The sequence below is a fragment of the Peptacetobacter hominis genome (assembly GCF_006861675.1).
Taxonomy (GTDB): domain Bacteria; phylum Bacillota; class Clostridia; order Peptostreptococcales; family Peptostreptococcaceae; genus Peptacetobacter; species Peptacetobacter hominis.
Window position 1 is genome coordinate 14,148 of the sequence record NZ_SGJB01000020.1, and the last position, 17,556, is coordinate 31,703.

Below are 17,556 nucleotides of genomic sequence, written 5' to 3' on the forward strand. Positions count from 1 at the left end.
AAATTAAATATATGAAGAGATAGAGGTGAAGTAAATATGTTCATTAAATTTGAAGATATCTCTGATGAGGTTCTTATAGATTGCAGAACCAAAGAAGAATTTGCGGAAATGCCTCTATTTGATAAAAATATACCTATAATAGATAAAAAAACACACAATATGATAAAGAGATTTTATCCATGTGCATTATTTGTTATTTTATTTTCTCTTATAAAAAATAAGGATTCTATAAGAAAAAAAATATTGGAGTATTCAGTACAAGGAGAAAAGAAGGTTGTATTTGGATGTTCCAGAGGAAGACTAAGAAGTCCGATAATGTGTTTATATGCAAGATATATTGGTGTTGAATCAGTTGTTCTAAGTAAAGGAATAAAAAGATTTTTTAAAACTTCTTCACAAAAGAATAATATATTAGAATAATAATAAGCGTTCAGTTTTACTGAGCGCTTATTATGTTGATGCGTATAAATCTAAAACAGTTCTTCATAGATTATTTATATATTTTTGATTTTATAGTACAATAATTTCAATAAACTTAAGTTTGAGTTAAGATTTTAGTGATAATATAATAATGTAAAATAAAAGCTTATTTTGAGAGGAGAGATATTTATGAATTCTTCAATACTTGTTGTGGAAGATGATTCGAATATACAGGAATTAATAATAGAATTTTTAACAGCAGAGGGATATGATGTTGACTCTGCAAATGATGGAGTAGAGGGAATACAGAAATTTAAAGAAAATCATTATGATCTTATAATACTTGATATAATGATGCCAAATCTTGATGGATATGGTGTATGCAAGATGATAAGGCAGACATCTAGTGTACCAATTATTTTCCTGACAGCACTTGATCAGGAAATAGATCAGGTAAAAGGATTCGAAATAGAGTGTGATGATTATATAACTAAACCTTTTTCATTCAATCTTCTTGTTAAAAGAGTTGAAGCTATACTTAGAAGAAGTAGTAGAACAATAGGAGACAATTTTATTGTATTTGAAAAACTGAAATTAAATCTTGATACATATTCAGCTGAAATAGAGGGTGAAACAATAGAGTTGACTCTGAAAGAATTCAATATTCTTAAAGAGCTTATTGAAAAATATCCTCAGGTTATAACAAGAGAAAGTCTTTTAGATAGTATATGGGGATATGATTATTATGGAGATACCAGAATAGTCGATGCACATATCAAAAATATAAGAAAAAAAATAACAATACCATATATAAAAACAGTGAAAGGGATAGGATATACTCTTGATAAAAATATATAAAAAATGGGAAAATCTCAATATAAAATATAAATTATTTTCTATAACAACAGCTCTTCTTGTAGCCTTGGCACTTGGTATATATGGAATGATATATTTCTTTCTTCCCAAATATTATCATGAATATAAGATAGAAGAGCTTGAAAAAAGTGTTAATGAAGTTGTAAATACAGCAAAGAATAACACGCTTAGTAATCTTGAAGAAACATTATATAATATGGCCAAAGAGCAGAACCTGGCTATATTGCTTAGAGACCAGGATGGAAATGTAATCTATGGAAAAAACGAAGTTATATTCCTGAGATACGGTAAGTATATATTAAATAGTATAAATAACGAGTATAGAATAGAGACAGAAATAAAAACCGCTGACACAGATAATGTATATACCCTTGATATACTTATGCCTCTGCAGCCTGTTGATGAGGCAAACATAGTAATCAGAAGAATGGTTCCATTTACACTTATATTTGCAGTTATTATAGGAATAATCGGTGCATTTATATACTCTAATGTTATAACAAAACCCCTGATAAGTATTATAGAAAAGGAAAGGCAGGAAGAAGAAAATAGAAAGGAATTTATTGCTACTATATCCCATGAACTTAAAACTCCGATAACAATTATAAGTGGTCAACTTGAGGGGATGATGTACAATATAGGAAAATATAAGGATAGAGAATTGTATCTGAGAAAATCATATGAAACAACACACGAACTTAGAAAATTAGTAAATGAGATGGTACAGATTTCTAAAAGTGATGTTATATCAAGTTCTTTTGATTTTAAAGAAGTAAGACTGTACGATATTATAAAAGATATAATAGACAGACAGGAATTTCTGCTTGAAGAAAAAAAACTTAATGTAAGTATAACCGTTAATAAAAGAGCATTTGTATTTGCTGATGAAGATAAATTCGGTAAAGCCTTATATAATATAATAAATAATGCTATAAAATATAGTCCAGAAGGAGAAAATATAAATATAAAATTAATTGAAAGAGGTTTTAGAGCATCAATATTAGATATAGAAAATACAGGTGTAACAATAGATGAAACCGAGATAAAAGGCGTTTTTACACCTTTTTACAGAGGAGAAAAATCAAGATCGAGAAAAACTGGTGGAAGTGGATTGGGATTATATCTTACAGCACAAATTCTTAAAAAACATGGATTTGAATATAAGATGATAAATAGAGAAAATGCTGTAGCATTCATAATTGAGATGAAAGGGATAAAATCTCATAAATAATAATATTCATATAAACTTCTCTTTTGTAGTATAATAAAACATATACTATATTTTAGGAGGATGTTAAATGAAAGCAAAAAAGATATTATCAGTTTTCACAGCTAGTATTCTAGCTTTATCTCTTATGTCTGGATGTTCTAAAAGTAAAGAAACATCTGAAAACGGTGATGCCGATGTAACAGTTGTTTTAGATTGGACTCCAAATACAAACCATACAGGACTTTATGTGGCTCTTGAAAATGGATATTATAAAGAACAGGGACTGAATGTTGAAATAATTCAGCCGCCTGAAGGTGGTGCTGCAAGCCTTGTAGCATCTGGGAAAGCAGATTTTGGGGTATCTTATCAGGAAGAAGTTACCTATGCAAAAACAAGTGATGAGCCACTTCCAATAAAAGCCGTTGCAGCGCTTATACAGCATAATACTTCTGGTTTTGCATCTCCAAAAGAAAAAAATATAAAAACACCTAAGGATTTTGAAGGAAAAATCTACGGTGGATGGGGTGCTGAATCAGAAAGTGCAGCTCTTAAAGCAGCTATGGAAAATGCTGGTGCAGATTTCAGTAAACTTACAGTTGCAGATATAGGTCAGGATGACTTCTTTACAGCAACAACTACAAATGTAGATTTCACATGGATATATGAGGGCTGGGATGTTGTTCAGGCTAAACTTAAAAATTTTGATATAAACTTTATACCAGTAAGAGATCTTGATGAAAGACTTGACTACTATACTCCATTATTAATTTCAAATGAAACTCTTCTTGATGAAAATCCAGAAATGGTAAAAAAATTCCTTAAAGCTACGGCTCAGGGATATGAGTATGCTATAGAAAATCCAGAGGAAGCAGCAAAAATACTTGTGAAAAATGCACCTGAAATAGATGAAAAACTTGCTGTTGAAAGTCAGAAATATCTAGCAGATAAATATATAGATGATGCTCCAAGATGGGGTGAAATGAAGGATGAGGTATGGAATAACTATACAGAATTTCTAAAAGAATATAAACTTATAGACAAGGATCTTTTACCTGAAGATGCTTATACAAATGAATTTCTTCCGCAGTAAGGAGGTCTAGATGAAAGAATCTGAAAAATCTGAGTTAAAAATAGAAGCAGTAAACATAAAAAAATCATTTGATAATTCTGAGATAATAAAAGATATGACTATAAAAGTTTATAAGGGTGAATTTGTGTCAGTACTTGGACCAAGTGGCTGTGGAAAAAGTACATTGTTCAATATTATATCAGGACTTATAAAACCAGATGTTGGTAGTGTAAAAATAAATGGTGAGTTGAGTTATATGTATCAAAAAGACTTGCTTTTACCACATAAAACAGTAATTGATAATGTATCCCTTCCTCTTATTTTAAAAAAAGAAAAAAGAGATGATGCAAGAAATTCAGTAAAAGAATATTTCAGGATGTTTGGACTTGAAGGATATGAAAACAAATATCCGTTTGAAATGTCTGGTGGTATGAGACAGAGAGCAAACTTTATGAGAACATATATAAATTCAAATGATATAATGCTTCTTGATGAACCATTTGGTGCTCTTGATTCTATTACAAGAGAATCTATGCAAAAATGGCTCCTTGGTCTTAGAAAGATTGTAAAATCTACTATACTTTTAATAACACATGATATAGAAGAAGCGATATATCTTTCTGATAGGATATATATAGTTTCAGATAAACCAGCTTATATAAAATGTGAAATAAAAGTAGATTCTAATAATAAAGATAATCCAGAGTATATTTTTGGAGTGAAAAGAAAAATATTGGATATATTAAATGTATAAAACAGAAAGGCTATTACACTGATTTGTGTAGTAGCCTTTTTATTTTATGCTTACTTACTTTTTTGTAAGAATTATTAAATAATAATGTAAGATTGAAGATATATACTATATTTACACAAAATATATTAGGGAGAGGGGATTAATATGCTAGAGGTCAGAAATCTTTATAAATCATACAAAACAGGTAGTAAGATATATCCTGTTCTTCATGATGTGAATATAAGTATAAATGATGGAGAGTTTGTATCTATAATGGGTGCATCAGGAAGTGGAAAAACCACTTTGTTGAATTGTATATCAGGTTTTATATCTTATGAAAAAGGAGAAATAATTTTAAATGGTAAAAGATTAAAAGATTTATCTGAAGAGGAAATATCAGTAGTAAGAAATGAAAATCTGGGTTTTGTATTTCAGGATTTTATGCTGCTTGATGGATTAACAGTATTTGAAAATATATGTATGCCTAGAATTATACAAAATGGTGATTGGAGAAAAATGGAAAAAGAGGCAAACAAACTACTGGAAATATTTAATATATCAGAGATTTCAGATAAATTTCCTGTGGAAATATCTGGAGGACAAAAGCAGAGAACTGCAGTAGCTAGGGCATTAATAAACGAACCTAATATTATTCTTGCAGATGAGCCAACAGGGAATCTGGATAGTAAATCGAGTGAATCAGTAATAAAATCATTTATAGAAGTCAAAAAAAGATTAGGAGTAACAGTATTTATGGTTACTCACGATAGTATAGCCGCCAGCTATTGTGATAGGGTCATTGTCATGAAGGACGGAAGAGTATTCAAAGAAATAATAAATAATGGAAATAGAAAAGAATTTCTGGATAAGCTACTAAATATATTAAAAGATCTTGGTGGTGATAATAATGACAATGAATAATATTATGAATAAACTTAGAAATAACAATAAATCATATTATTTACAGTTAGCGTTTTGTATATCATTTGCTGTTTCGATGATAACTTCATTTTTGGCTATCACACAGATGCCGGTTGTACAATCAGTATTTCCAGAAGGTGGGGACTCAAGAAAACAGCTTTATCTTATATTTATAATATCTTTAATAGGATGTACAATATTCTGTATATATGCTGGAATGTTATTTTTAAGATATAAGAATAAGGAAATCGGTGTAATGTTGGCACTTGGTGCTTTAAAAAAAGATATTGCAAAACGGTTAAAAAAAGAATTTATAATGATTATTTTGAAATGCATATTTATAGGAATTATTGCAGGAGAAATAATAACGTATCTAATATGGACTGTATTCTCACAATATATTGTAAATAAAGATTTTACAGTATTTGCCATATCTCCAATTGGAATAGTCGGGGGATTTATATTTGGTGTATTTATAATGACAATAATTATAACGATGTCATATATGAATATCAGAAAAAGTAATATCATAGATATAATAAATTCTCAAAGAAGGAAAGAAGAAATAAAAAAGGTAAGTATAAAAAAATTGATTATTGGTATTAGCATGTCAGTTATCGGTCTTCTACTTCAGTTTGGAACACCATCATTTTTTGTATATGTTTTAGGTAGACTTGCACCTGCATATACTAATATATTTATACTTTTTACAGCCATAGGTATATATATCATAGTAGAATTTATGGTTGTATACAGAAAGAAAGGTAGAAATCCTAAAAAATATTATAAAAATTTAGTTTCATACGGTATGACGAGATTTGAAGGAAAACAAAATGTAAGGAATATATTTATAGTGGCCTTTCTTTTAGGAATAGGTATTTTTTCATGTTCATATATATCTAATGCATCTTCATCAGTGATTTATTCTGGAAATAATACACCGTATGAATTTATATTGAATTATCCAAAAGATAAGGATGAAGTTGATAGAAATGATATAGATAAAACTGCAGAAAAGTATGATATAAGAATAAAGGATTACGATGAGATAGAACTTATACAGCTTACTGCAAGTGGATATTATAGAGACTATGATGATGAACAAAATGGTAAAGCTATAGAAAAATATGAAAAATTATTTGCTACCTCAGATTTTATATCTGAGAGTGAATATAATAGAGTAACTGGAAAGAATATAGATATATCAGCAGGAAAATATTTGAAAGTAATAACTCCGGATGAATCAGAAAACTTTTTTGAAAGGTTTGATGATATGGATAATGTTACAAATATATATACCAATGAATCAGTCCCTTTAGTTTATGGAGGAACAGAGGAGAATTATTTTATAAGTAGAAATGATACAAACAGATATATATTAGATGATTCTGATTATAGTAAACTTTATTCAAATTCTACGAAAAATATGAAAATAAAACAGATTATATTCAATATAGATAAATCTGATAAAAGCTATGAATTTTCGAGTGATTTATATAGAAAGTTTTTAGATAAAGCTGATAGGGAAATGGCTGTGAGCACTATGTACAATGATATTGATGCGGAAAAGTCAGGAAACAGAGATAAATATATGAAAGAAAATTATATAGAACTTAGTCCAGATAATCCTGAACTTATGGATTATTGGAAATGGCAACCAGTATTTAAAATATATAATGAAAAAAATTTTGCGCAAAGTGTAGCAGTATTTTTCCTTGTGTTTTCGTTTATAGCAGTAATATGTATGGCATCATCAGGTATAATTCTATATTCTAGATCTATTTCAATAGCTTCCAGAAATAAATATGTATTTGATGATTTGAGGAAAATTGGCGCAAATAGAAAGTATATAAATCAATGTTTAAAGCAACAAATTTTAAAATTATTTACTGTGTCATCAATACTTGGGATAATTATTGGTGCAGGAATAAATATAATAATGTTTATATTTAATGACAATAAGATATCCGGAGCAGAGATAATGGCTATTAAAATAAATACCATCATATCAATTACTGTTTTCATGTATATGATGCTAGTCTATAAATTTTCTTTTTCAAAGGCTAAAAGGATTATCGAAATTTGAAGAATATGAAGAATATGATATTTCATTTATGATATAATATTTTTATGCATTATAAATAAACAAACTTGCAATCATAAATGAGGTGTTGGAATGGGTAAAATTTTACTTGTTGAAGATGATGAAATTTTGGCAAAAGGAATAAGTTTTAAACTGAAAAAAGAAGGCTTTGATGTTGAAAGTGTGGCATATGCAGAAGATGCAGAAAAAATATTTTTTGATAGTAAAAATCAAATAGATCTCATAATAAGTGATATATGTCTTCCTGATAAAACCGGATTTGAATTGTGTGAAGAAATCAGAAAGATAAGTGATGTATACATAGTTATGCTTACAGCGCTTGATGATGAAATAAATGCAGTTATGGGATATGAAATGGGAGCAGATGACTATATAACAAAACCTTTTAGTTTATCTATACTAGTTTCAAAGGTAAAAGTGTTTATGAAAAGAGCTTCCTGTAGCAATAATTTACAGAAGAAAGAAAAAATTATTTCTGGTGATATAGAATTTAACTACAATGACTATAGTATAAACATCGGATGTAATGAAAAAGTACAGCTTACGATGACGGAAGTAAAAATTCTAACTTATCTTATGGAAAATGCATATAATGTTATCTCAAAAGAACAGATAGCTGAACTTTTATGGGACATAGATAAAGATTTTATCGATGATAACACTGTTGCCGTATATATGAGTAGATTAAGAAAGAAAATAGAAAAGAATCCATCTTCACCACAATACATAAAAAATATAAAAGGAATAGGATATAAATGGAATGCGAGGTGTATCAGAATATGATGATAAGAGTATTTTCAGAGATTATGAAAGATAAATTTTTTAGAAGATACTTGGTGATATCATTTCTGATATCCCTCGTATTTTTTATTTTATATTTAGTTTTAAATAATTATATTATGGAAAAAATAAGTACTTCATATTTTGATAAACAAGCATCTTCAATTGCTGAAATAATAGATAAAATGCCGGATAATAAAGATATTATAATTGGATGTATTATGAATCCTGATGATAATTATAAATCAGAAGGGAAAAAAATACTTTCGAACTATGGATATGAAGGGGAATATTTAAAACAATACAATATTGATAATATTAACTCATTATATAAAAAATATATGTGTATATTAGCAATAATAATATTATTTTTTAATGTATTAGTATTATTTATAATATTTATGGTTATGAAATATACAATAAAAAATTTAGAGATCTTTTATAAAAAAATAGAAAAGATATTTAATTTCTCTGATGATATAAATTCTATAAATGAATATAAATCAGAAAATATGAATTTAGAAGAACATTACAACGAAGGAATAATGTGTAGAATAAATATGATCTCAGACAAAGCAAATCGAAATATGAGAATACATATGCTGAAAATAAACCAGGAAAAAGAAAATATAAAAGCATTGGTAACAGACATATCTCATCAGTTGAAAACACCTTTATCAAATTTAAAATTATATAATACTATTCTAATAGATGAGGAACTAAATGAAACAGAAAGGAAAGATTTTCTATATACAGAAAGACAGGTAATTGATAAGCTTGATTCTCTGATATCTTCTCTTATTAATATTTCTAGGCTTGAGGCAGGTATGATAAATATAAAAACAGCTAGAGCGGAGCTAAATAATTGTTTATGCAGAGCAATTGCCTCTATAAAAACATCTGCAGCAAAAAGAAATATTGATATAATTAACCAATTAGATAAAAAATATATATTGGATATTGATGTTAAATGGACTGAGGAAGTAATATTTAATATTCTGGATAATGCGGTTAAATATTCTGGTAATGATAAAAAAGTAATAATAAGTGCAAATGAAACAGTAAATTATGTAATTTTGGATATTAATGATGAGGGTCTTGGTATAAACAAAACTGAAATGAACAAGATATTTAAAAGGTTTTATAGATCATCAGATAAGAGAATACAAAAAGAAAACGGATGCGGTGTTGGTCTTTATCTTGCAAGAAAAATCATGAATATACAGAACGGAAATATAATTGTATCTTCAAATAGTATGTCTGGAAGTAAATTCAGTATTTATTTTCAAAAGAAAGGAGAATAAAGTATATGGATATAATCAAAATAAAAGATTTAAAAAAGTACTATATAAATGGTGATATAACAGTAAAAGCCGTTGATGGAATAGATTTAAGTATAAAAGAAAATGAATTTATAGCTATAGTTGGAAAATCAGGATCAGGGAAAACTACTTTTCTGAATTTATTATCTGGAATAGAAAAACCAGATACAGGAAGTGTAATTATAAGTGGAAAAAATATTTCATCTATGAGTATGGATGAGAAAGCTATCTTCAGAAGAAGAGAGATTGGTATAGTATTTCAATCTTATAATCTTGTATCAACGCTATCTGTAAAAGATAATATAATATTGCCATTTTATCTGGACAAAAGAAAGCCTGATATGAATTTTGTATCGGAAATAATGAGATTTCTTTCTATAGAAGAAAAAGCAGATTTTATGCCTCATAGTCTTTCTGGTGGTGAAAAACAAAGGGTTGCTATAGCCAGAGCGATGGCAATAAAACCGTCGATAATACTAGCAGATGAACCTACAGGAAATCTGGATTCATCTATGTCTAAGGATGTTATGAACATGATAAAAATAATGTCTGAAAAATATTCTCAAACAATAATTATGGTAACTCACGATGAGAGTATAGCTCAATTTGCAGATAGAATTATAAAAATAAAAGATGGAAAAATTGTCAGAGAGGAGACTTTTAAAAGTAAGATATGATACTTAAAGATATATTAAAAAACAAGAATAGATTTGTAAATATATTCCTTATTTTTTCATCAATAATTATAATACTATCGATATTATCAACAATACTTATTTATAATATATTGGATGAAAAAAATTTTATTGAATCCAACTTTAAAAATTATAGCATATACATAAATAATCCAGATATGAATACATATTATAAATTAAAAAATCATGCCTTTGTCAGAGAGAGTTACATATCTAATAAAGATAAAAGAATGTATATAGAATTTAAAGATCTAAATAAATGGAATTTTATGAAATTAAATAAAATGCTGGATAAATTTTTAGAAGATACCAATATTAATCATAAAAAAGTAGTTATAAATGATAGTTTTGAGTATTCCAAAATGGTTATTTGTGAGAATGTAGGAACATATATTATAATATTGGTTCTATTTATACTGTTATCCTGTATCATAATAAAAATTACAGTAGAGTCTCATATAAATAAATCAATAAAAGATATAGCTATTTTTCAAACAGTTGGTGGAACAGAAAGGCAAATTAAATATATTTTATATAGTCAAGGTTTTTATATTGCAGTTATTTCTTTTTTTATATCGTATTTAATTGTATTAGTATTAAAATCTATGATAAATAGTTTTATAATAAGTGAATTGAAATATAATTCATATATTGATAGCAGTAAAGGTTATACCTTTATTATATGTATTATTATATCTATATTTAGTATATACATTGTATTTATATTACTGCAGAAAAAATATCTCTATAGTATCAAAAGAATCGATATATTCCAGATTATCAAATCCATTCCAGATTTGTCTAAAAAAATCCGGAAAAATCTTTTCTAAAAGATTAAAAAAGAGTAGGATTTATATATCTATAGTATTTATCATTATATCTACTATGATTATAATTATGTCTAGCACGAATAAAAATATATCTATTGCTACTGGAGAAAATACTGATTTTAAACTATTTTTTTCTGAAATAGAAGAGAAAAACAATCTGGAAGAATTTTATAAATATGAACCAATCATACAAAAGATTGAATCACAGTTACATGAAATAGAAGGAATCAAAAGAATATATAAATATTATACTGTTCCTGTAGAAATTATAGTTGATGGAGAAAAAAGAGACATACAGTATATAAATAAAGTAGAAAATAATGATGTAAAAAAACTTGAAAAAACTTTATTTGATAAAGAAATGGATACTGAAAAATTTAAAAATGGTTATTATATATGTATTCATAGAGAATATGCTAAAGAATACAATATAAAAAAAGGAGATACAATAAGATTAAGATATCTATCAGATAAAAATTATAGATATGTAAATTTTAAAGTATTAGAGCTTACACGGTCCAGTCCTGATTTTGGATTTATATATTGTGATGTTTTTGATAATTATAAATTTGATGCATTAATAAATGATATAGAAGTAACAACCAATAAATCGTATTATAAAAGTGTAGAAGATTCTATTTTGAAAATACAATCAAACTATCCTGATATAATGGGAGTATATAATATAAATGATATAGATTCTAATAATAGAGCATTTATAAATATTATATTTTTTATATTTATACTAATCATAATTTTATCTGGATTTATAACAACATCAATTTCAATTAGTAAATCCGCGGATAATATAATTAATAGAGGAAGAGATTTTATGATATTATTCTACATTGGAGCCACAGAAGACCAGATTAGAAGAATTATTCAGTTGGAATCTAAAAGATCATTTACTTATCCAGCTATAATAGGATTTTTGCTAGGAGTACCTGTTTCATATTTAATATGTACCATTATTAGAATCAAAGGTGGATATTATATAGACTTCAAAATTCCATGGATATTATTTTTTATAACAATGTCTATTATATATTTGATCTCTATAATTACTTCAAAAGAAATCCATAAAACTATAATAAAATATTCAAATGATTATTTTCTTCATTAAAAATATATAAGGAGGTAAAAATGAAAAAGACCTATTCAATTTCAGAAGTATCAAAAATGCTTAATATAACAATAGATACAATAAGATTTTATGAGAAAAAGAATATGATACATCCAACTATAAACCCTAATAATAGATATAGAGAATATGATTTAGGCAATATACTTGAAATATTGGATATTATATTTTATAGAAATCTTGATTTATCGGTGTCTGATATGTATTCAATAATGAATGAAAATGACGAAAAAATGATTTTATCTCTTTTGGAGAAAAAAAGTGCAGAAACAAAAATAAGAATCAAGTATGAGCAACAATTGATAAAAAAGCTTGATTATTTGTGCTCTGTATTAAAACCGGCTATATCAAATGAATTTGAGGTTAAAAGAAAGAAATTTGAAAAGTCATATATATTGTTTGAATATGATGAATTTGGCAAAAGTGCATCTAATACAGTAGTAAACAATCTTCCTAAGATAACAAGAGAAGAGTTTGTTTTGGGAGCAGTCATAAAGTCGTATGACAAAAGTATGAATGAACAGAAGATATTCTATACAATTGAAGAATCAATACTGGAGGATCTTTCTGATGGAATTGATAAAGAAGATTTTAGCTCTGATAATACATTTATTGAGGAGTTCGAAGCATTAAGTATAGTTTCACCTCTTAAAAATGGTAAGCTTGACATAAATGCAGTAAATAAAATATATGAATATGCGGATAAAAATAATATAAGGTTGGATAATTTTATAATAGCTCATGAAATTAATACTACAACATATTCAGATAAGGATCATCACTACTCAGAAATTTATATAAAAATAAAAAAATAATTAAAAATATGTTGACTATTGTCTAAGACCATAGTTTAGAATCTTCTTTGTGATTAATCGATGAGGAGGTTTTAATATGTTAAATGAGATGACAATAGATAAAAAAAGAATAAATAAACAATTTAGACATTATGTAATACCGTCAATGATAGCAATGCTTTTCAGTGGATTTTATTCTATAGTAGATGGACTATTTGTTGGAAATAGCATTGGTGATGCAGGACTTGCAGCTATAAATATCGTTTATCCGATTCAGGTAGTTCTGAATGCAACTGCCATCGGTATTGGAATAGGGGGTTCTGTACTGGTTTCAATATACAAAGGTGAAGAAAATGAGAAGGAAATGAACCACAGTGCAATACTTACTATAGGTATGCTTCTTTTATTCGGTATAATATTACCTTTATTTTTCCTTGCTACAAAAGATGTTCTGCTTGATTTTCTTGGAGCAAAGGGAGCAATATTTGACGGAGCAAATGATTATATAACTACAATACTTATAGGTGGAATGCTTCCTGTCTTAGGAAACGGACTTAACCCAATAGTAAGAAATCAGGGAAAACCAATAGTAGCTACTAGAAATATGGTTGCTGGTCTTGTTACAAATATAATACTTGATTATGTTTTTATATATAAAATGAATTTAGGAATGTTTGGAGCAGCGCGGGCTACAATTACTGCTCAGGGTGTTGTTGCATCTTTAAATATAATATATGTAATAAAATTAAATAGAAAAACTTTTGATATATCTTTCTTAAAACCAGATATAGAAAAAATTAAAAGAATATTAAAGATAGCTGTATCTCCATTTGGACAGACACTTGTTCCTTCTATAATAATAATTCTTACAAACTGGAAATGCTTAGAATATGGTGGAGATGGAGCTGCGGCAATATATTCTGTGATAAGTTATGTATTAGCATGTGCACAGTTGCTTATACAGGGTATAGGAGATGGAGTTCAGCCTCTTTTAAGTTACTACTACGGAGCAAAAAAAGATAGAGAACTTGAATATGTATATAATAAAGCCTTTTTACTTTGTGCCGTATTTTCAATATTTTTAATGCTTATGACTGTAGTATTCAGCACTAAACTTGCAGAGTATTTCAATATATCACAGGCTCTTATGAGTGAAACAGTTTTAGCACTAAAAACAACATCATTTGCATATGCATTCTTTGGAGTTACAAGAGTAACAAGTGCATATTTTTATGCAACAAATAAAACTAAATTCAGTAATATACTGATATATATAGAACCTATTGTAATTGCTCCTATGATGCTTATTGTATTTACAGAATTATTTGGCCTTACAGGTGTATGGATGGCATATCCAGCAATACAGATTTTATTATCTGTATTAAGCCTTGTGTTTAAGAGTCCTAATATAGAGTATAAAAGAGAAATATCAACTGAAAGTATATAAAAAGAAAACAATAATGTATATAAACAATATAAAAAGATGCTATATATAATATATTTATATATAGCATCTTTTTTGAATTGTGGTTTATTAAGAAAGGAAGAAAAGCAGAGACTATGCTTCTGTTATAACTCCAGCTCTTCTTTCCAGATCAGCTTTTCTAGTAACTTTATAATTTTTGAATACTATCTTACCACCTATAAATCCTGCAAGAGATCCTCCGGCAGCAGCTATAGCAAGTGCCATTAAAACTTTTGAAGGTTCATTAAATGCGAATGGAGCAAGCATACCAGGTATTGGAGATGCAGTACCAGGTGCATTATTTATTATATGAAGGTATGCAGCACCCATACCAGCTAAACCTCCTCCAAAGAAGTTTGAACAGAATATAGGTATTGGATTGGCGGTAACCAGAGGTGCCTGAGTAAGAGGTTCAAGCATAACAGCTATAACGTTACTTTTATCTCCTAGTTTTAATTCATGGAATATAAATCCATTTGTGAAAGATCCTCCAAAACATGCGATAGCAGCTATACCCATGGCAAGACCATCAAGTCCTATCATAGCAGTAAGAGCCATTGAACTTAGAGGAGATGTACATATTATTTTCATTATTCCACCAAGTAGAAGTCCCATTACAAGAGGAGACTGCTCTGCAGCAGCAGATATAGTTGCACCTATTCTAAGTAGAGTAGAGTTTACAACAGGATCTACAGCCATAGCGATAAATCTTGCAAGAGGAGCTATAAGTAAAGTTCCTAATATAAGGTCAAGTCCCTCAGGAAGATATTTTTCTATTAAAGGAATTATGAAACCTATTATATAACCAGCTACAAATCCAGGAAGAATACCGTATCCTCCACAAGCAACACCTGCAACTATTGATAAAACAGGGTTTGCTCCCATAGCTATTGGAACTGCGATTGCTGAAGCAACGCCACCCATTCCACCAGAAGTAGCACCTACTTCTGCAAGGAAAGAAATTCCAAGAAAATCTCCTGTTATATATTTATGAATGGCTTCAACTAGAAATGTAGCAACTGCTGCATTCGCCATACCACCCATAGCAACTGAACCTTTAGGCATTTTAAAACTGAATAGAGAGAATCCTGCTAAAGTAAGTAATAGCAGACCGATTCCAGATAAAATTGTCATCATACGCTTCCACCTCATACTATAGATTAAACTGATAAGAAAAGGCTTTCTTATCGTTGATATTAATATATAATATAGGTTTTAAAAAGTTTCAGAAAGTTTCAAAAAAAGCTGCATAAAATTTAACAAATTTTTTGTGCGAAATTTATGACCATAAAAATATTTATGTAGAACAAATATTTTTTATCTTTTTAATCCTGTATATATAACATTATAGAGTTCAAAAAGTTTTTGATTTTAACATTTCCATGTTTGCAGCTTTTTCCTCTTATATAATCCATTTCTTTTCTTACCTGTTCGAAATTATATAGATTGGTAGAATATTCTGTAAATACATCATTGGAATAGTCTTCAAGACCAAGGTTTGCAAGATTTATCATACCTGTATTTGCAGCTCTTCTCATTCTTTGTTCCATAGATTTTGGGTTGTCAGTAAATTTGGAGCACAATTCGTTAAGAGTAGAATTTTCAAGTGTTTCTCCATTTTCCATCATATAGTTTATAATAGTTATAATATCTTTACTTCCAATTTCTCCGATTATTCCTAACTTTTGTAGAATTGTTTTTAATTTAGGAAGCCAGTATTTTTCATCCTGTACAGGTGAAGAATTAAAAGATAGATTTGTATTGAATAGAGACTGTACTTTTTCTACTGTTCTTTTAAGAATCAGTGATTGACTGATATTTTTAAGAACAGACTCAACTTCTATACTATTTATAGGTTTTTGAATATAAAACTCAACACCACACTCGTATGCTTCAGAGATCATATCTTTAGATGACACTTGAGAAATCATGACAAAATGAAAATCAGGATCTATTTCTTTTGATTTTTTAATGAAGGTTATACCATCCATCTCTGGCATAAGAAGATCAACTAATATAATATCCGGTTTTACAAGTTTTAAATCCTCCAATGCATCCTCTGCATTTCCACAGGAACCTCATACTTCGCCTAATTTTCTATCTGTTATTATAAGTTTTAATATTTTTCTTATGTTTCTATCGTCGTCTATTAAATAAAATTTCATATTATTTCACCCTTAACTCCTCTTCTGGTATTTTTATAAAAAAAGTTGTACTTCCAGAAACAGATTCAACGCAAATACTTCCGTTGAACTGTTTTTCAACAATATCTTTTACAAGATTAAGTCCTAGTCCTCTGTTTATTTCTCCAGTATCATAATTTATTTTTGTGGAAAAACCAGGCTCGAAAATTTCATGTATGTTTTCTTCAGATATACCTGGGCCATCATCCATTATTGAAAATATATAAGAATTGTTTTCATTATATACTTTGAGATATATACAAACATCTTTTGTATTACTTGCTTCCAATGAATTTGTAAATATATTTCTGAAAATAGACATAATAAAATAGTGCTTATCAGTATATATTCCGGAAGGATGCTCACTTTTGAATATAATTTCCTTGTTAACCAGACTTGCATCATATTTTATAGCTGATTCAGTTACCTTTATAATATCTTCTAAATACATACCGTCATTATCTAAGTTAAGCTGCATAGCTTCAGATATACCTCTTAAAATAATCTGGTATTCTTTTTTTATTTCATGTATATCATTTGCAACTTTTAAGGCATCTTTTGAAAGAAGCTCATCCGCATTATTTTTTCTTAAATCATTAAATAATTTATATGATGAATTCATAGTTTCTTCAATGAGAAAGGTATTTTTTTTCATCCATATGATTTCATCATTTAATTTAGATATCAGAATCATAAGTCTTTTATATCTATTTGAATGTTCTTCTTTCATAAAAGATAAATGATATTTTTTTAGAACTGTTATAATTGCCCAAATAACAAATGATCTAAAAACAGCTACAATTATCAGACTGATTTGAGTTGTTGCAGATAAAGAAGCAATATCAAATCTCAAAAGAATCTCTGTGAGGTTTGCAGCATAGTCCATCATTACAAAATATAATATATCGTAGTCATTTTTAAATATACTCTTTCTCTTGGTAATATATATATTCAGCAATAGTCCATACATTATATAAAAGAACATTTCCGGCATATAGTTAGAAATAATGTTT

General features: G+C 27.9%; 17 protein-coding genes and 1 pseudogene. 14 read left to right on the top strand and 4 right to left on the bottom strand.

The annotated features are described in order from the left end of the window. Window positions 1-36 precede the first annotated feature (36 nt). The 14 genes from EXD82_RS09340 to EXD82_RS09405 all read left to right on the top strand — a co-directional run bounded on the left by EXD82_RS09340 (window position 37) and on the right by EXD82_RS09405 (window position 14,342). Complete coding sequence (locus EXD82_RS09340) at window positions 37-420, top strand: rhodanese-like domain-containing protein (protein ID WP_142536652.1); 384 nt, start codon at window positions 37-39, stop codon at window positions 418-420. A 189-nt stretch (window positions 421-609) separates the two neighbouring features. After that, the gene (locus EXD82_RS09345; protein ID WP_142536653.1) at window positions 610-1,278 is read left to right on the top strand and encodes a response regulator transcription factor; all 669 of its coding nucleotides are present in this window, start codon (window positions 610-612) and stop codon (window positions 1,276-1,278) included. After that, window positions 1,262-2,527 carry a sensor histidine kinase gene (locus EXD82_RS09350; protein ID WP_142536654.1) on the top strand — a complete coding sequence of 422 codons (1,266 nt, stop codon included), beginning with the start codon at window positions 1,262-1,264 and terminating at the stop codon, window positions 2,525-2,527. The genes EXD82_RS09345 and EXD82_RS09350 overlap by 17 nt, the downstream gene beginning before the upstream one ends. 67 nt (window positions 2,528-2,594) lie before the next feature. After that, the gene (locus EXD82_RS09355; protein ID WP_142536655.1) at window positions 2,595-3,596 is read left to right on the top strand and encodes an ABC transporter substrate-binding protein; all 1,002 of its coding nucleotides are present in this window, start codon (window positions 2,595-2,597) and stop codon (window positions 3,594-3,596) included. A gap of 10 nt (window positions 3,597-3,606) precedes the next feature. Then, window positions 3,607-4,329, top strand: coding sequence for an ABC transporter ATP-binding protein (locus EXD82_RS09360; protein ID WP_142536656.1), 723 nt, complete (start codon window positions 3,607-3,609; stop codon window positions 4,327-4,329). 144 nt (window positions 4,330-4,473) lie between these two features. Further along, window positions 4,474-5,229, top strand: a complete 756-nt coding sequence (locus EXD82_RS09365) for an ABC transporter ATP-binding protein (RefSeq protein ID WP_142536657.1) — start codon at window positions 4,474-4,476, stop codon at window positions 5,227-5,229. Next, the gene (locus tag EXD82_RS09370) at window positions 5,216-7,315 is read left to right on the top strand and encodes an FtsX-like permease family protein (RefSeq protein ID WP_142536658.1); all 2,100 of its coding nucleotides are present in this window, start codon (window positions 5,216-5,218) and stop codon (window positions 7,313-7,315) included. The genes EXD82_RS09365 and EXD82_RS09370 overlap by 14 nt, the downstream gene beginning before the upstream one ends. 90 nt (window positions 7,316-7,405) lie before the next feature. Beyond that, window positions 7,406-8,116 carry a response regulator transcription factor gene (locus tag EXD82_RS09375; RefSeq protein WP_142536659.1) on the top strand — a complete coding sequence of 237 codons (711 nt, stop codon included), beginning with the start codon at window positions 7,406-7,408 and terminating at the stop codon, window positions 8,114-8,116. Continuing rightward, window positions 8,113-9,417 carry a sensor histidine kinase gene (locus EXD82_RS09380; protein ID WP_174919220.1) on the top strand — a complete coding sequence of 435 codons (1,305 nt, stop codon included), beginning with the start codon at window positions 8,113-8,115 and terminating at the stop codon, window positions 9,415-9,417. Before EXD82_RS09375 ends, EXD82_RS09380 begins: the two co-directional genes overlap by 4 nt. A gap of 5 nt (window positions 9,418-9,422) precedes the next feature. After that, window positions 9,423-10,112, top strand: a complete 690-nt coding sequence (locus EXD82_RS09385; protein ID WP_142536661.1) for an ABC transporter ATP-binding protein — start codon at window positions 9,423-9,425, stop codon at window positions 10,110-10,112. After that, window positions 10,109-10,960, top strand: coding sequence for an FtsX-like permease family protein (locus tag EXD82_RS09390; protein ID WP_142536662.1), 852 nt, complete (start codon window positions 10,109-10,111; stop codon window positions 10,958-10,960). The genes EXD82_RS09385 and EXD82_RS09390 overlap by 4 nt, the downstream gene beginning before the upstream one ends. Window positions 10,961-11,027: 67 nt before the next feature. After that, complete coding sequence (locus EXD82_RS09395) at window positions 11,028-12,083, top strand: ABC transporter permease family protein (protein WP_174919221.1); 1,056 nt, start codon at window positions 11,028-11,030, stop codon at window positions 12,081-12,083. Between the two features lie 20 nt (window positions 12,084-12,103). Next, entirely contained in the window at window positions 12,104-12,916 is an 813-nt protein-coding gene (locus EXD82_RS09400; RefSeq protein WP_142536664.1) for a MerR family transcriptional regulator, read from the top strand. Window positions 12,917-12,992: 76 nt separating this feature from the next. Continuing rightward, complete coding sequence (locus EXD82_RS09405) at window positions 12,993-14,342, top strand: MATE family efflux transporter (RefSeq protein ID WP_142536665.1); 1,350 nt, start codon at window positions 12,993-12,995, stop codon at window positions 14,340-14,342. A gap of 111 nt (window positions 14,343-14,453) precedes the next feature. Here EXD82_RS09405 and EXD82_RS09410 read toward each other — a convergent pair whose 3' ends face one another. The 4 genes and pseudogenes from EXD82_RS09410 to EXD82_RS10340 form a co-directional block, all read right to left on the bottom strand. After that, window positions 14,454-15,497, bottom strand: a complete 1,044-nt coding sequence (locus tag EXD82_RS09410) for a PTS sugar transporter subunit IIC (RefSeq protein ID WP_142536666.1) — start codon at window positions 15,495-15,497, stop codon at window positions 14,454-14,456. 188 nt (window positions 15,498-15,685) lie between these two features. Beyond that, window positions 15,686-16,225: a DNA-binding domain-containing protein gene (locus tag EXD82_RS10535; RefSeq protein ID WP_330573804.1), complete on the bottom strand. Its 540-nt coding sequence runs from the start codon at window positions 16,223-16,225 to the stop codon at window positions 15,686-15,688. Continuing rightward, window positions 16,205-16,420, bottom strand: a pseudogene (locus EXD82_RS10540) (response regulator); the annotation flags it as partial. The gene EXD82_RS10535 and the pseudogene EXD82_RS10540, both read right to left, overlap by 21 nt. Window positions 16,421-16,526: 106 nt before the next feature. After that, complete coding sequence (locus EXD82_RS10340; RefSeq protein WP_246082047.1) at window positions 16,527-17,396, bottom strand: sensor histidine kinase; 870 nt, start codon at window positions 17,394-17,396, stop codon at window positions 16,527-16,529. Window positions 17,397-17,556 lie beyond the last annotated feature (160 nt).

What these genes read in the sequence shown, in the direction of transcription:
- EXD82_RS09340 (WP_142536652.1), top strand. Translation starts at nt 37, where the DNA reads ATGTTCATTAAATTTGAAGATATCTCTGATGAGGTTCTTATAGATTGC.
- EXD82_RS09345 (WP_142536653.1), top strand. Translation starts at nt 610, where the DNA reads ATGAATTCTTCAATACTTGTTGTGGAAGATGATTCGAATATACAGGAA.
- EXD82_RS09355 (WP_142536655.1), top strand. Translation starts at nt 2,595, where the DNA reads ATGAAAGCAAAAAAGATATTATCAGTTTTCACAGCTAGTATTCTAGCT.
- EXD82_RS09360 (WP_142536656.1), top strand. Translation starts at nt 3,607, where the DNA reads ATGAAAGAATCTGAAAAATCTGAGTTAAAAATAGAAGCAGTAAACATA.
- EXD82_RS09365 (WP_142536657.1), top strand. Translation starts at nt 4,474, where the DNA reads ATGCTAGAGGTCAGAAATCTTTATAAATCATACAAAACAGGTAGTAAG.
- EXD82_RS09370 (WP_142536658.1), top strand. Translation starts at nt 5,216, where the DNA reads ATGACAATGAATAATATTATGAATAAACTTAGAAATAACAATAAATCA.
- EXD82_RS09375 (WP_142536659.1), top strand. Translation starts at nt 7,406, where the DNA reads ATGGGTAAAATTTTACTTGTTGAAGATGATGAAATTTTGGCAAAAGGA.
- EXD82_RS09380 (WP_174919220.1), top strand. Translation starts at nt 8,113, where the DNA reads ATGATGATAAGAGTATTTTCAGAGATTATGAAAGATAAATTTTTTAGA.
- EXD82_RS09385 (WP_142536661.1), top strand. Translation starts at nt 9,423, where the DNA reads ATGGATATAATCAAAATAAAAGATTTAAAAAAGTACTATATAAATGGT.
- EXD82_RS09390 (WP_142536662.1), top strand. Translation starts at nt 10,109, where the DNA reads ATGATACTTAAAGATATATTAAAAAACAAGAATAGATTTGTAAATATA.
- EXD82_RS09395 (WP_174919221.1), top strand. Translation starts at nt 11,028, where the DNA reads ATGTCTAGCACGAATAAAAATATATCTATTGCTACTGGAGAAAATACT.
- EXD82_RS09400 (WP_142536664.1), top strand. Translation starts at nt 12,104, where the DNA reads ATGAAAAAGACCTATTCAATTTCAGAAGTATCAAAAATGCTTAATATA.
- EXD82_RS09405 (WP_142536665.1), top strand. Translation starts at nt 12,993, where the DNA reads ATGTTAAATGAGATGACAATAGATAAAAAAAGAATAAATAAACAATTT.
- EXD82_RS09410 (WP_142536666.1), bottom strand. Translation starts at nt 15,497, where the DNA reads ATGATGACAATTTTATCTGGAATCGGTCTGCTATTACTTACTTTAGCA.